The sequence below is a fragment of the Massilia sp. BGA-UO-ETr-WB1 genome (genome assembly GCF_059567845.1).
Window position 1 is genome coordinate 1 of record NZ_JCAQOT010000013.1, and the last position, 13588, is coordinate 13588.

General features: G+C 65.7%; 13 protein-coding genes. 9 read left to right on the forward strand and 4 right to left on the reverse strand.

Annotation, left to right across the window (positions count from 1 at the left end; translation table 11 throughout):
* Both AC56DV_RS01395 and AC56DV_RS01400 read left to right on the forward strand, forming a co-directional pair.
* Positions 1-180, forward strand: a 180-nt coding sequence (locus AC56DV_RS01395; RefSeq protein WP_496312523.1) for a hypothetical protein, incomplete at its 5' end; no start/stop codon positions are given.
* A gap of 12 nt (positions 181-192) precedes the next feature.
* On the forward strand, positions 193-534 hold the full coding sequence (locus AC56DV_RS01400) for a BrnA antitoxin family protein (protein ID WP_496312524.1): 342 nt from the start codon (positions 193-195) through the stop codon (positions 532-534).
* Here AC56DV_RS01400 and eda read toward each other — a convergent pair.
* Both eda and edd read right to left on the reverse strand, forming a co-directional pair.
* A complete protein-coding gene (gene eda, locus AC56DV_RS01405; protein ID WP_496312525.1) occupies positions 531-1148 on the reverse strand; it encodes a bifunctional 4-hydroxy-2-oxoglutarate aldolase/2-dehydro-3-deoxy-phosphogluconate aldolase in 618 nt (205 codons plus the stop codon). The two genes, AC56DV_RS01400 and eda, sit on opposite strands and share 4 nt — an antisense overlap.
* 2 nt (positions 1149-1150) lie before the next feature.
* A complete protein-coding gene (edd, locus tag AC56DV_RS01410; protein WP_496312526.1) occupies positions 1151-3067 on the reverse strand; it encodes a phosphogluconate dehydratase in 1917 nt (638 codons plus the stop codon).
* Between the two features lie 203 nt (positions 3068-3270).
* Here edd and pgi point away from each other — a divergent pair, with 203 nt between their 5' ends.
* The 4 genes from pgi to AC56DV_RS01430 all read left to right on the forward strand — a co-directional run bounded on the left by pgi (position 3271) and on the right by AC56DV_RS01430 (position 8255).
* Positions 3271-4923 carry a glucose-6-phosphate isomerase gene (pgi, locus tag AC56DV_RS01415; RefSeq protein ID WP_496312527.1) on the forward strand — a complete coding sequence of 551 codons (1653 nt, stop codon included), beginning with the start codon at positions 3271-3273 and terminating at the stop codon, positions 4921-4923.
* 10 nt (positions 4924-4933) lie between these two features.
* The gene (locus tag AC56DV_RS01420) at positions 4934-5821 is read left to right on the forward strand and encodes an SMP-30/gluconolactonase/LRE family protein (RefSeq protein ID WP_496312528.1); all 888 of its coding nucleotides are present in this window, start codon (positions 4934-4936) and stop codon (positions 5819-5821) included.
* Positions 5822-5914: 93 nt separating this feature from the next.
* Positions 5915-7387, forward strand: coding sequence for a glucose-6-phosphate dehydrogenase (gene zwf / locus AC56DV_RS01425; RefSeq protein WP_496312529.1), 1473 nt, complete (start codon positions 5915-5917; stop codon positions 7385-7387).
* A gap of 13 nt (positions 7388-7400) precedes the next feature.
* Positions 7401-8255: an SIS domain-containing protein gene (locus tag AC56DV_RS01430; RefSeq protein ID WP_056394058.1), complete on the forward strand. Its 855-nt coding sequence runs from the start codon at positions 7401-7403 to the stop codon at positions 8253-8255.
* Positions 8256-8260: 5 nt separating this feature from the next.
* On the opposite strand, the gene AC56DV_RS01435 is transcribed toward AC56DV_RS01430, so the two are convergent.
* Both AC56DV_RS01435 and AC56DV_RS01440 read right to left on the reverse strand, forming a co-directional pair.
* Positions 8261-8710, reverse strand: coding sequence for a hypothetical protein (locus AC56DV_RS01435; protein ID WP_496312530.1), 450 nt, complete (start codon positions 8708-8710; stop codon positions 8261-8263).
* Between the two features lie 88 nt (positions 8711-8798).
* The gene (locus AC56DV_RS01440; protein ID WP_496312531.1) at positions 8799-9992 is read right to left on the reverse strand and encodes an RNA ligase RtcB family protein; all 1194 of its coding nucleotides are present in this window, start codon (positions 9990-9992) and stop codon (positions 8799-8801) included.
* Between the two features lie 428 nt (positions 9993-10420).
* Between AC56DV_RS01440 and AC56DV_RS01445 the strand changes: the two genes are divergently transcribed.
* The 3 genes from AC56DV_RS01445 (at position 10421) to AC56DV_RS01455 (ending at position 13576) form a co-directional block, all read left to right on the forward strand.
* Positions 10421-11068, forward strand: a complete 648-nt coding sequence (locus tag AC56DV_RS01445; RefSeq protein WP_496312532.1) for a PEP-CTERM sorting domain-containing protein — start codon at positions 10421-10423, stop codon at positions 11066-11068.
* Positions 11069-11167: 99 nt separating this feature from the next.
* Positions 11168-12103, forward strand: a complete 936-nt coding sequence (gene tal, locus AC56DV_RS01450) for a transaldolase (protein WP_496312533.1) — start codon at positions 11168-11170, stop codon at positions 12101-12103.
* 189 nt (positions 12104-12292) lie between these two features.
* Positions 12293-13576: an efflux RND transporter periplasmic adaptor subunit gene (locus AC56DV_RS01455; protein ID WP_496312534.1), complete on the forward strand. Its 1284-nt coding sequence runs from the start codon at positions 12293-12295 to the stop codon at positions 13574-13576.
* The last annotated feature ends 12 nt before the right edge of the window (positions 13577-13588 follow it).

A 13588-nucleotide genomic window follows, 5' to 3' on the forward strand; every position in this document is an offset into this window, starting at 1 on the left:
GCGGTCGGTTCCTTCGACAAAACGCTTCATCCTGCTCTCCTGATTGCGTCAGATGAGCTATTAACGCTTCAGAAAAAATCTCGTTTACATTGGGAGCGTGTTTTCACACAGCCTGGGGCGGGAGCCGCCAGGCATGGGGCGCGCGTCGAGTCAACTTCAGCTACTACAGTTGATGCTTGAGGAAAATTAAGATTGCCCAGCCTGCTTGACAATCAATACTTCGGCTCTCAAGCTGAAAAGCAAGGAAGAGGCTATCAAGGCCTGATCGACGCCGCGCTGCGCTCCGCCATAGAGACGGATGACAATCGTCACCATGGAACGAGCGGGCCGATCATTGATACCGGCAAGGAGCGCTTCCCGCTCCGGCTGGACAGCGACGTCCTGAGCCACTTTCGCAAGCTGGCCGGGAAACGGGGAATAGGCTATCAGGGCTTGATTAACAAAGCCCTGCGGGATGCCATGCACGAGGCATGCATATGCAGCGATGGCCCCGCCGGAGAAGCCAATCCGGCGCGGGCCATCGGGCAAGCTTAACGCAGTGCGCTGGCGGCCTTGGCCAGGGCGGTGATGCCGTCCCAGTCGCCGGCTTGCATCAGGTCTTTCGGGGTCAGCCAGGAGCCGCCCACGCAGGCCACGTTCTTCAGCTTCAGGAACTGCGGCGCGGTGTCGATGGAGATGCCGCCGGTAGGGCAGAAGGTGATGTCGCCCAGCGGACCGGCCAGCGCGTTCAGCATGCCCACGCCGCCCGCCGGCACCGCCGGGAACAGCTTCAGCTGCTGGAAGCCCTGCTCGCGCGCGGCCATCACTTCGGACGGCGTCATCACGCCCGGCAGCAGCGGCAGGCCGCTGCTCTTGGCGGCGGCGATCAGCGCCGGGGTCAGGCCCGGCGACACGCCGAACACCGCGCCCGCGTCGCGCGCGGCGGCGAATTCTTCCGGCTGCGTCAGGGTGCCGACGCCGACAATCGCGCCTTCCACCGCCGACATGGCCTTGATCGCACCCAGGCCGTGCTTGGTGCGCAAGGTGACTTCCAGCACGCGGATGCCGCCCGCCACCAGCGCCTTGGCCAGCGGCACGGCGTGGTCGGGATCGTCGATCGCGATCACGGGGATCACGGCGGAGGTGCGCATAATGTCCAGCAGGGTCATGGTCAGTCCTTCTTCATCGAGAAATCTTCATCGGAGCCGGGCACGGTGTTGCCCACCGTGTTGCCGTCATGCAGGGAGACAGTGGTCGGGATCGGCGACGGCAGCGGGAAGGTGGTGGCGCCCTTCTCGGCTTCGCACACGCTGTTGCGGAACATGGCGAACAGCTCGCGGCCCATGCCCACGCCGTTCGGCGACAGGTCGGCCGTGGCCAGCGAACGCGCATGCCACACGTCGGTCGGCACCAGCGCTTCCAGCGTGCCGGTGAAGGCGTCCACGCGGATCATATCGCCGTCGCGTACCAGGCCGAGCGGGCCGCCGGCCAGGATCTCGGGCGACACGTGGATGGCCGCCGGCACCTTGCCGGAAGCGCCCGACATGCGGCCGTCCGTCACCAGCGCCACCTTGCGGCCGGCGTCCTGCAGGTTGGCCAGCGCCGGGGTCAGCGCGTGCAGTTCCGGCATGCCGTTGGCGCGCGGGCCCTGGAAGCGCAGCACGGCCACGAAGTCGCGGTCCAGGCTGCCGGCCTTGTAGGCGGCCATGAAGTCTTCCTGCGAGTTGAACACCAGCGCCGGCGCTTCCACCGTGCGGTGCTCTTCCTTCACGGCCGACACCTTCATCACGGCGCGGCCCAGGTTGCCCTGCACCAGCACCATGCCGCCGTCCGGCGAGAAGGCGTTGGCGTGCTTGCGCAGCACTTTCTCGTCGCCCGATTCGGCCACGGCGTCTTTCCAGACAACACCGTCGTTGGTCTCGTTCAGGAACGGCTCGGCGCAGTGCGCGCGCAGGCCCTTGCCCAGGATGGTGGTCACGTCGTCGTGCAGCAGGCCGGCGTCCAGCAGTTCGCGGATCACGAAGCCGGTGCCGCCGGCGGCGTGGAAGTGGTTCACGTCGGCGTCGCCGTTCGGGTAGATGCGGGTCAGCAGCGGCACCACGGCCGACAGTTCGTCGAAGTCGTTCCAGTCGATCACGATGCCGGCCGCCTTGGCGATGGCCACCAGATGCAGCGTGTGGTTGGTGGAGCCGCCGGTGGCCAGCAGGCCGACCACGGCGTTGACGATACATTTTTCATCGACGATGCGGCCCACCGGCAGGTACTCGCCCTGCTCGGTGATTTGCGCGGCGCGCCGGGCGGCGGCCGCGGTCAGCGCGTCGCGCAGCGGCGTGCCCGGGGTGATGAAGGCGGCGCCCGGCAGGTGCAGGCCCATCACTTCCATCAGCATCTGGTTGCTGTTCGCGGTGCCGTAGAAGGTACAGGTGCCGGCGCCGTGGTAGGACTGGGATTCGCCTTCCAGCAGTTCGTCGCGGGTGGCCTTGCCTTGCGCATAACGCTGGCGGATGGACGCTTTTTCCTTGTTGGACAAGCCGGTGGTCATCGGGCCGGCCGGCACGAACACCGCCGGCAGGTGGCCGAAGTGCAGCGCGCCGATCAGCAGGCCCGGCACGATCTTGTCGCACACGCCCAGGTAGACGGCGGAGTCGAACATATTGTGCGACAGGGCGATGCCGGTCGACATGGCGATGGCGTCGCGCGAGAACAGCGACAGTTCCATGCCCGGCTGGCCCTGGGTCACGCCGTCGCACATGGCGGGCACGCCGCCGGCGAACTGCGCCACCGCGCCGGCCTTGCGCACCGCGTCCTTGATGATGGCCGGGAAGCCTTCGAACGGCTGGTGCGCCGACAGCATGTCGTTATAGGCCGAAACGATGGCCACGCTGGGCTTCTTCAGCTCTTTCAGCGCCAGCTTGTCGTTGGCCGGGAAGGCGGCGAATCCATGCGCCAGGTTGGTACAGGCCAGCACGCCGCGCTGCGGGCCTTTGACGCGCGCCGCTTCCAGGTGGGCCAGGTAAGCGCCGCGCGAAGGCCGGGAGCGCTGGATTATCCGTGCTGTTACGGTTTCAAGTACAGGATGCACCGCCATGATCGTTCCTTATGAAGTAATTGCGTGAAATTTTACTACAAAAATCGCCGGGCGCACGCCCTTTCTTATCGCAACACGCCTTTCGCATGCCGTCCCGAGGGGCTGAAAGACCCCTCCGTAGCCCGTCCGCTTGAACATTTGTAGTGAATTTACCTGTTTTTCCTGTATTATGAACAATATCCCCAAACCAGAGCCGACACATTATGCGCCAGCCCGCCCTCACCACCACCGCCGCCTACCAGGCCCTCGCCGCCCACCACATCGACATCCAGGACAAGACGCTGCGCCAGCTGTTCGCCGCCGATCCCAAGCGCTTCGAAAGCATGTCGCTGGACGCCGCCGGCCTGTACCTGGACTATTCGAAAAACCGCCTGACGGTCGACACCATCGCCCTGCTGGCCAACCTGGCGCGTACGCGCGGTGTTGAGCAGCGCCGCGACGCCATGTTCGCCGGGGAAAAAATCAATACTACCGAAGGCCGGGCCGTGCTGCATACGGCGCTGCGTATGCCGCGCGGCAAGGCATTGAATGTGGCAGGCCAGGACGTGGCGGCCGACGTGCACGCGGTGCTGGACCGCATCCGCGTGTTCACCGACAAGGTGCGCAACGGCTCCTGGCTGGGCCACAACGGCAAAGCCATCACCGACATCGTCAACATCGGCATCGGCGGCTCGGACCTGGGCCCGAAAATGGCCTGCCTGGCGCTGCGCTCCTACGCGCACCCGCGCCTGAAGATGCACTTCGTGTCCAACGTGGACGGCCACGACATGGAAGCCACGCTGGCCCAGGTGAACCCGGACAGCACGCTGTTCATCGTCGCCTCCAAGACCTTCACCACCGCCGAGACCATGCTCAACGCGCAGACCGCGCGCAGCTGGTTCCTGCGGCACGGCACCGAAGCGGCGCTGGCCAAGCACTTCGTGGCCGTGTCCACCAACACGCAAGCCGTCACCGCCTTCGGCATCGACGCCGAGAACATGTTCCCGTTCTGGGACTGGGTGGGCGGCCGCTACTCCGTGTGGTCGGCCATCGGCCTGCCGGTGGCGCTGGCCGTGGGCTTCGGCTACTTCAGCGACTTCCTGGCCGGCGCGCACGAGCTGGATGAACACTTCCGCAGCGCGCCGCTGGACCAGAACCTGCCGGTGCTGCTGGCCATGATCGGCTTCTGGAACCGCCAGTTCCTGGGCTGCGCCTCGCTCTCCATCGCGCCCTACCACCAGGACCTGAACCGCTTCCCGGCCTACCTGCAGCAGCTCGACATGGAAAGCAACGGCAAGCGCGTCACGCGCAACGGCGCCGCGCTGGACACGCCGACCTGCCCAGTGGTGTGGGGCGAATGCGGCACCAACGCGCAGCACGCCTACTTCCAGCTGCTGCACCAGGGCACCGACATCGTGCCGATGGACTTCATCGCCGCGCTGCGCCCGACCCACGACCTGCCCGACCACCACGACGCGCTGCTGGCCAACTGTTTCGCGCAATCGGAAGCCTTCATGACCGGCAAGACCGAGGACGAAGTGCGCGCCGAACTGAAAGCGCAGGGCATGGCTCCCGAGCAGATCGACGAACTGGCGCCGCACAAGACCTTCCCCGGCAACCGCCCGTCCAACACCATCCTGGTGGACGTGCTGAGTCCTGCCGCGCTGGGCGCGCTGATCGCGCTGTACGAGCACAAGACCTTCGTGCAGGGCGTGCTGTGGGACGTGAACAGCTTCGACCAGTGGGGCGTGGAGCTGGGCAAGGTGCTGGCCAAGAACATCCAGTCCGAGCTCACCGGCGAAGCGCAGCCCGCGCGTCACGACAGCTCCACCAACGGCCTGATCGCGCTGGCCAAAGCCGCGCAGAACCTGCGCTAAGGACGGCGCCATGAGCTACCACGTAGAAGCATTCAGCGCCGGCGCCATGCTGGTGGGCGAAAGCCCGCTGTGGCACCACGGCGAACAGACCCTGTACTGGGTGGACATCGAAGGCTTCGCCATCCACAGCCTGAAGCCGGCCACCGAAGAGCACCGCAAATGGCCGATGGCCAGCGAGCCCTCGGCGCTGGCGATAGCCGCCGGCGGCGGCCTGGCCGTATCCACCCGCGCCGGCTTCATGCACCTGGACACCGAAGACGGCACCTTGAGCGCCATCGCCCCCGCGCCGTACGACACCGCCACCACCCGCTTCAACGACGGCAAGGTGGACGCGGCCGGCCGCTTCTGGGTCGGCACCATCTACGAACCGCGCGACAAGCAGGCCGCCGAGATGTTCGTGCTGGAACGCGGCGCCGTGCGCACCGCCTGGTCGGGCGGCATGACCAACTCCAACGGCCTGGCCTTCAGCCCGGACGGCGGCGCCATGTACCACGCCGACACGGCCGCGCACCGCGTCACCCGCTACGACTACGACCTGGCCAGCGGCACGCCGTCCAACCCGCAAGTGCTGCACCAGTTCTCGGCCGACAAGGCCAACAACTACGGCGGCCGCCCGGACGGCGCAGCGGTGGACAGCGAAGGCAACTACTGGGTGGCGATGTTCGAAGGCGGGCGCATCGCCAAGCTGTCGCCCTCGGGCCAGCTGCTGGGCGAGATCCCGCTGCCGGTGCGCTGCCCGACCATGGTGGCCTTCGGCGGCGCCGACCTGAAGACGCTGTACATCACCAGCGCCGGCAAGCGTCCCGCCGAAGAGCTGGCGCAGCACCCGCTCAGCGGGCACGTGCTGCAAGTGCGGATGGAAGTGGCCGGCCTGCCCGCGCCCGCCTACATCGCGTAGCCAAATGTAGTAAATTTTCTTGATTTATAGGTTTTTGTGTAGTAAATTTTCAAAAACCTGTTTCGATACCACTTTTGCGATCCCACACATATTATGGCTCTTACCGATTTTGACCTGGTTCTGTTTGGCGGCAGCGGCGACCTGTCGATGCGTAAACTTCTGCCCGCAATGTACTCCCGCGACGTCTGCGGCGACCTGCCCCCGACTGCGCGCATCATCTGCGTGGGCCGCCAGGAGTCCAGCCAGGAAGAGTTCATCAATGTGGTCAACACCACGTCCAAGCCGCTGATCAAGGCGCCGGCCGTCACGCCGGAAGCGTGGGAGCGCTTCACCGCCCGCATCGTCTACGTGTCGCTCAACGCCACCGACGCCGGCACCTACGGCGCGCTGGTGGAGTCGCTGCGCGAAGACCCCGCCGTCACCCGCGTCTACTACCTGGCCACGCCGCCCGCCATCTTCTCGCAGATCTGCGACAACCTGAAGGACAACGGCCTGGTCACCAAGAACTCGCGCGTGGTGCTGGAAAAGCCGCTCGGCCGCGACCTGGCCTCGGCCAAGCAGATCAACGCCGAAGTGGGCCAGGTGTTCGAGGAATCGCAGATCTACCGTATCGACCACTACCTGGGCAAGGAGACCGTGCAGAATCTGCTGGCCCTGCGCTTCGGCAACATCCTGTTCGAGCCGCTGTGGCGCCGCGAATGGATTTCGGACGTGCAGATCACCATCGCCGAGAAGCTCGGCGTGGGCAACCGCATCGGCTACTACGACACCTCCGGCGCGCTGCGCGACATGCTGCAGAACCACCTGCTGCAGCTGCTGTGCATCGTGGCCATGGAGCCGCCGACTTCGATCGCGCCGGACGCCGTGCGCGACGAGAAGCTGCAGGTACTGCGTTCGCTGAAAAAGTTCACCCCCGCCACGCTGGCGCAGAACATCGTGCGCGGCCAGTACCGCGCCGGCCACGTGGACGGCCAGGCCGTGCCGGGCTACCGCGACGAGCCGGACGCGCCGCAGAAATCGCGCACCGAGACCTTTGTCGCCATGAAGGCCGAAATCGACACCTGGCGCTGGGCCGGCGTGCCGTTCTACCTGCGCACCGGCAAGCGCATGGCCGATTCGCTGGCCGAGATCGTGGTGCGCTTCAAGCAGATTCCGCACTCCATCTTCAACCAGCCGACCAACAGCTTCCAGCCGAACTGCCTGGTGATCCGTTTGCAGCCGGACGAAGGCCTGCGCATGAACCTGATGGCCAAAACGCCGGGCGAAGGCATGCGGCTCAAGCCCGCCGAACTGGAACTGGACTTCCGCGAAACCTTCAAGTCGCCGCGCATGGACGCCTACGAGCGCCTGCTGCTCGACGTGCTGCGCGGCCAGCTGACCCTGTTCATGCGCGGCGACGAGCTGGAAGCGGCGTGGGAATGGGTGGAGCCGATCCTGAACCACTGGGAACAGGATGAAGGCGCGCCGACGCCGTACGCCTCGGGCACCTGGGGCCCGGCCGCCGCCAGCGCACTGATAGGCCGCGACGGCCTGCAGTGGCGCGAAGAAGCGCTGCCTGAAGACTAACCGAGGATTAAGCGTGCTACTCGATTCCATCCGCACCCAGCTCGACTCGCTCTCCAAGTCGGAGCGCAAGGTCGCGCTCGCGGTGCTGGACCACCCGGACCTGATCGTCGACCAGAACATCACCGCGCTGGCGCGCGCCGCGCAGGTGTCCGAGCCGACCGTGGTGCGCTTTTGCCGCACCCTGGGCTACGACGGCTGGCACGAGTTCAAGCTGAAGCTGGCGCAGGGCCTGGCCCTGGCCCTGCCCGGCCTGAACGAGCAGCCGGCCCAGGACGACCTGGCGGCGGACCTGGTCAACAAGATCTGCAGCCGCTCCATCAACACCCTGCTCGACCTGCGCAACAACCTCAAGCCGGAAGCGATCCAGCAGGCGCTCGACATCCTCAAGCGCGCCAACAAGATCGAGTTCTACGGCCAGGGCACGTCCGGCATCGTGGCGGCGGACGCGCAGCACAAGTTCTTCCGCTCCGGCGTGCCCACCGTGGCCTACGCCGACCCGTCGATCCACAGCATCGCCGCGGCCCTGCTGCGCACCGGCGACGCGCTGGTGGCCATTTCGCAGCGCGGCAACAGCCCGGCGCTGGTGCGCTCGGTGAAGCTGGCCCGGCGCGGCGGCGCGGACGTGATCGTGCTGGCGCCGTCCGGCACGCCGCTGGCCGAACTGGCCACGGTGCTGATCCCGATCGACCTGATCTTCAACATCGACCCCTACACGCCGATCTCGGCGCGCCTGGCCTACCTGGTGGTGATCGACGTGCTGGCCGTGGGCCTGGCGCTGCAGCGCGGCCCCGAATTTCGCAAGAAAATGCAGAACGCGCAAAAGGCGCTGCAGGAATTCGACCTGCAGTTCGACTCGTTTATCGGCTGAATAAGCTAGAAGTGGTTGCGCAGCAGCACGCCCAACAGCAAACCGCTGTTGGCCATGATGTAGGCGATGATCCAGCGCCGCTCGCGGGCCATTTCGTAGATCAGGGTGTCAATCCGCTCGGTCTGCTTGCTGATACCGTGCTGAAAATCCATACGCTGCGCTTGCAATGCCTGGCTGAACTCGGCACGTTGCTCCCGCAACGCCTGGCTAAACTCGGCACGATTGTCCCGTAAACCCTGCTCGATGTACGCACGCTGCTCGCGCAAAGCCTGGTCGAAGTGCATGCGCTGGGCGTCCAGCGCCTGCGTGAATTCACTTCGCATCGTATCTACCGAGCGCTGCAGCGAGCCCAGCGCGGTGACGACATTGTCCATGTTGACCTCCAGCCTGACGATACGGGCCTCATGTCCATGTTCGTCACTGGCTGCACCCATGTCAAGCGGCGAGGCATTCATTTTGCGCTCCTGTCCGGGGGGATTCTTCCATCTTGCTCCCCACCCGGAACCGCGCTTTGACAAAGCGCAAACGCGCGCAACCCAGCCTTCAGCAGCACTCGCCACGGGTCTTGTAGGTCAGCACCGGCCGGCTCTTCGCCATCACGCGCACCAGCCCGGCGCCCTCCATGCTGGCCAGCACCGAGCCGGCGTCCTTGTAGGCTGGTGGCGCCTCCTCGTAGATCAGGCCGAGGTCGGCGCAGATCACGCGGCCGCCGAACGAGGTGCGCGCCAGCTGCTCCGGCGTGGCCTTGCGCGCCAGCCTGTCCTTGCAATCGCCGCGCGCCCATTTGCGGCCCGCGCCGTGCGCCAGCGATTGCAGGCTGACGCTGTCGGCCACCGGCAGCGGCCGGATCAGATAGCTATGGTCGTCGCGCGAGCCCGGCAGCAGCACCGGTCCCGCGTCGGCCGGGTTGGCGCCCTTGCGGTGCAGCCAGCCCTGCTCGCCTTCGATCACGTCCGGCGTAATCAGGTTGTGATGCACGTCCAGTACCGGCGCCGCCTCGCAGCGCAGGCGCTGCCGCATGCGCAGCACGATCATTTTGCGGTTGAGCCGGGCGAACGCCAGCGCCGCGTCGTGCTGCAGCAGGTAGGCTTGCGCTGCCGGCGTGCCTTCGGCCAGGCCGGCATGGCCGTGCGCCTCCACGTGGGCGCGCAGCAGCGCGCCGCCCAGGCCGCGCGAACCGCTGTGCACCACCAGCTGCAAGGTCCGGCCCTCCAGCCCGGCGCCCTCGAACAGCGCCGGCTCGTCCACCTGCACCACCGCCTGCAGTTCGACGAAATGGTTGCCCAGGCCGATGGTGCCCAGCGCGCGCAGGCTGGCCGGGTCCAGTCCGGCCTGCCGCAGCCGGGCCTCCAGCACGGCCAGCTCGGCGCCCAGCCAGGGCGCCAGCACTAGCAGCCGCTCCAGCTCGTCCGCAGCGGGCGACGCGTCAAGGTTGCCGATCTGCTTGTCGAGCTTGTCCAGGCTGACCTTGCCGACGGCCAGATCGGTCTGCCACAGTCCCACGCCGCAGCCGATATCGCCGCCGCACAGGGCCGGATAGAACCGGCCCACCGAGAAAAACGCCGCGCCGACCGGGTAGCCGCGCCCAGGATGCAAGTCCGGCAGGCCCACCGCGCGGCGCATGCCGGGCAGCTGGGAAGTGATGGCCAGTTGCTGCAACGCAGCATCGTCCAGCCACAGTTTGTCCGACGCGACCACGGCGGCGCGGTCGGATACCACACGAATGTATTTGCCCATTCTGTATTTCCATAAAAGATGCTCAGGAAATGGGCTGCTGGCAGCGCCGGCGTCGCTATGCAGCAGCACGCCGGGCTTGGAGACTAGTGCTTCAAGCTCGGGGATGCCAGGCCCATCGGGAAAGTATTGAGTTGTGCGTGAATCATAAAAAACTCCTTTCGTGGATACGGCACTGGTTAAAGGGGAGACAATATTACCGCAGTTACATCAGCTTGACACGCCGCAGCAAAGAATATTTAACACTTTCATGTCGACAGCGGCTGGGCATTTTTGCAAAGTTTCCCCTATGAGTGCCGGATTTCTTTACACCAATCGCCATCGAATTTTCCCTGTATGAACTTAACTTGATGATTATCAATACCTATTTATTTCTGGCACGGTGATTGCATTGCATTCCGTACCTCCAACAACTGTTAATGGAACGGAATATGAAAAAACTTACCACCACCGTATTGGCCGCCATCGGCTTGTTGGCCGCCCTGCCCGCCTCGGCCACGCCGATCGCCTACACCAGCTCGTTCACCTCCACCAACACCACTTACGACAAGACGCTGACCTTTAACGTCGGCAACCACGCCTTCCTCGGCAGCGGCTTGCTGGACTGGACCTTCCTGTTCGATCCAAGCTTCAGCCTGCCCGGCAGCAGCATCAGCGAAGCCAAACTGTTCGTCTCGGCGCGCCAGGCCACCGGCGCCAACGACATCATGTCGGTCAACAGTTCGCCGCTGGTCGGCGCGTTGCTCGCAGGCACCGGCAACAATCCGATCGAGACCGAATACAACCTGCTGTCGCTGTTCAACACCAGCGCCATCTGGTCCGCCAGCAATGCGCTGTCGCTGGCCATGCAGCTGAGCTACGTGCAGCCGGCCTCGCCTGCCAACAAGGCGCTGACGCTGGAATATGCGCGCGTGAGCCTGACATTCAGCGACATCGCCAACAACACCAATAACAACCCGGGCGGTGGCGGCGGCGGCGGCGGCGGTGGCGCCAACGCCGTGCCGGAGCCGGGCACCGCCGCGCTGTTCGGCCTGGGCCTGGCCGGCGCCCTGCTGGCGCAGCGCCGCCGCAAGGCTTAAGCGCGCAAAGCTTCAGCGCGCACGGCTGCTGCGCGGGAAGAGGATTGTGTACAATATGCTACCCAGTCCTCAACCTCAGCAGCAGCCCTGCGCGCAACCATGAACCAACTCGAACAGCTCAAGCAATACACCACCGTTGTTGCCGACACCGGCGATTTCCAGTCGATCCAGGCCTACACCCCGCGCGACGCCACCACCAATCCCTCGCTGATCCTGAAGGCAGTGCAGAAGGACGAGTACAAGCCGCTGCTGCAAAAGGCCGTGCAGGACAATCCGAACGCCGCCACCGGCGACATCATCGACCACCTGCTGATCGCCTTCGGCACCGAGATCCTGAAGATCATCCCGGGCCGCGTGTCCACCGAGATCGACGCCAAGCTGTCCTTCGACACCGAAGGCAACGTGGCCAAGGGCCGCGAGCTGATCGCGCTGTACGAGAAAGCCGGCATCCCGCGCGAGCGCGTGCTGATCAAGATCGCCTCCACCTGGGAAGGCATCCAGGCCGCCCGCATCCTGGAACAGGAAGGCATCCGCTGCAACATGACGCTGCTGTTCTCGCTGAGCCAGGCCATCGCTTGCGCCGAAGCGGGCGCCCAGCTGATTTCCCCGTTCGTCGGCCGCATCTACGACTGGTACAAGAAGAGCACCGGCATCGACTACGTGGGCGCGGAAGATCCGGGCGTGCAGTCGGTCAAGCGCATCTACAACTACTACCGCAAGTTCGGCTACGACACCGAAGTGATGGGCGCGAGCTTCCGCAACACCGGCCAGATCCTGGAACTGGCCGGCTGCGACCTGCTGACCATCAGCCCGGACCTGCTGCAGGCGCTGGCCGACGCCAACGCGCCGGTGGAGCGCAAGCTGAGCGCGGACGCCAGCGCCAACTCCACCGTCGGCAAGATCGCCGTGGACGAGAAAACCTTCCGCTTCATGATGAACGAAGACGCGATGGCCACCGAGAAGCTGGCCGAAGGCATCCGCGCCTTCTGCGCCGACTCGGGCAAGCTGAAGCAAATCATTTCCGGCATGCGCTGATACGCCGCAACGCGTAAGCAAACCGGCCAGGCCCACCGACGTGCGCCTGGCCGGTTTTACTTTCAGTTCGGAAATCTGTACAAAACGTTACATTTAACACTGTTATACAATGGCCGGCACTGCCTTTGTAAATAGAACAAGCTAAGGGCAAGCACCTAGAAAACCTCAACATTACCTCCAGAGACATCTATGAGATCAGTCCCACGCTGCACTCCCGTCGCCGCCGCCATCATCACCCTCACCACCCTCTCGATGCTGGCTGCCTGCGGAAAGAAAGATGACAAAGCCGGCGCCGCCCCGCCGCCACCGCAAGTCGCCGTCTACACAGTCGCTCCCGCCACCCTCACCCTCTCCACCGAACTGCCAGGCCGCCTCGAAGCGTCGCGCGTCGCGCAAGTGCGCGCGCGCACGCCCGGCATCGTGCTGCAGCGCGTGTACAAGGAGGGCTCGGACGTGAAGGCCGGCGAGATCCTGTTCCGCATCGATCCGGCGCAGTTCCAGGCTTCCTACGACAGCGCGCAAGCGGCCGTGGCCAAGGCCGAAGCCAACCTGGCGCAGGCCGAGCTGAAAGTGAAGCGCTACAAGCCGCTGCTGGCCGCGCAAGCCGTCAGCAACCAGGAATACGACGACGCGGTGACGGCCCAGAAGCAGGCCGCAGCCGACCTGGCCACCACCCGCGCCGCCCGCACCACCGCCGGCCTCACGCTGGGCTACGCCACCGTGACCTCGCCGATTTCCGGCCGCGTGGGCCGCGCGCTGGTGACCGAGGGCGCGCTGGTGGGCCAGGGCGAAGCGACGCCGATGGCCACCGTGCAGACGCTCGATCCGATCTATGTCACCATCACCCAGTCGTCCACCGAAGTGCTGCGCCTGCAGCGCGCGCTGGCCGCCGGCAAGCTGAAAGGTGCAGGCAACGGCGCCGCCAAAGTCACGCTGGTAACGGAGGACAGCCAGCCCTATCCGCAGTCCGGCAAGCTGCTGTTCTCGGACGTGGCGGTCGATGAAACCACCGGCTCGGTGGCCATGCGCGCCGAGTTCCCGAACCCCAACCGCACCCTGCTGCCGGGCATGTACGTGCGCGCGCGCCTGGAACAGGCGGTCAACGAAGCCGCGCTGCAAGTGCCGCAACAGGCCGTGGTGCGCGGCCCGGAAGGCGCCACCGTGATGGTGGTCGGTTCGGACAACAAGGTCACCGCCGTGCCGGTGAAAGCCGACGCGGCGCAGAACGGCAGCTGGATCGTCAGCTCCGGCCTGAAAGGCGGCGAGCGCGTGATCGTGGAAGGCTTCCAGAAGACCAAGCCGGGCGGCACCGTCACGCCGGCGCCGTGGCAAGGTCCGGTTGCAGCCGCGCCGGGCGGCGCGCCAGCAGCGCCGGCATCCGCTCCGGCAGCTCCGGCTGCGGCCGCAGCACCTGCCGCCCCTGCACCCGCCGCCCCCGCACCGGCTGCAGCAGCGCCGGCCGCCGGCAAGTAACCGGGAGCTCAG

What these genes read in the sequence shown, in the direction of transcription:
- AC56DV_RS01440 (WP_496312531.1), bottom strand. Translation starts at nt 9,992, where the DNA reads ATGGGCAAATACATTCGTGTGGTATCCGACCGCGCCGCCGTGGTCGCG.
- tal (WP_496312533.1), top strand. Translation starts at nt 11,168, where the DNA reads ATGAACCAACTCGAACAGCTCAAGCAATACACCACCGTTGTTGCCGAC.
- AC56DV_RS01445 (WP_496312532.1), top strand. Translation starts at nt 10,421, where the DNA reads ATGAAAAAACTTACCACCACCGTATTGGCCGCCATCGGCTTGTTGGCC.
- edd (WP_496312526.1), bottom strand. Translation starts at nt 3,067, where the DNA reads ATGGCGGTGCATCCTGTACTTGAAACCGTAACAGCACGGATAATCCAG.
- AC56DV_RS01435 (WP_496312530.1), bottom strand. Translation starts at nt 8,710, where the DNA reads ATGAATGCCTCGCCGCTTGACATGGGTGCAGCCAGTGACGAACATGGA.
- eda (WP_496312525.1), bottom strand. Translation starts at nt 1,148, where the DNA reads ATGACCCTGCTGGACATTATGCGCACCTCCGCCGTGATCCCCGTGATC.
- AC56DV_RS01455 (WP_496312534.1), top strand. Translation starts at nt 12,293, where the DNA reads ATGAGATCAGTCCCACGCTGCACTCCCGTCGCCGCCGCCATCATCACC.
- zwf (WP_496312529.1), top strand. Translation starts at nt 5,915, where the DNA reads ATGGCTCTTACCGATTTTGACCTGGTTCTGTTTGGCGGCAGCGGCGAC.
- AC56DV_RS01420 (WP_496312528.1), top strand. Translation starts at nt 4,934, where the DNA reads ATGAGCTACCACGTAGAAGCATTCAGCGCCGGCGCCATGCTGGTGGGC.
- pgi (WP_496312527.1), top strand. Translation starts at nt 3,271, where the DNA reads ATGCGCCAGCCCGCCCTCACCACCACCGCCGCCTACCAGGCCCTCGCC.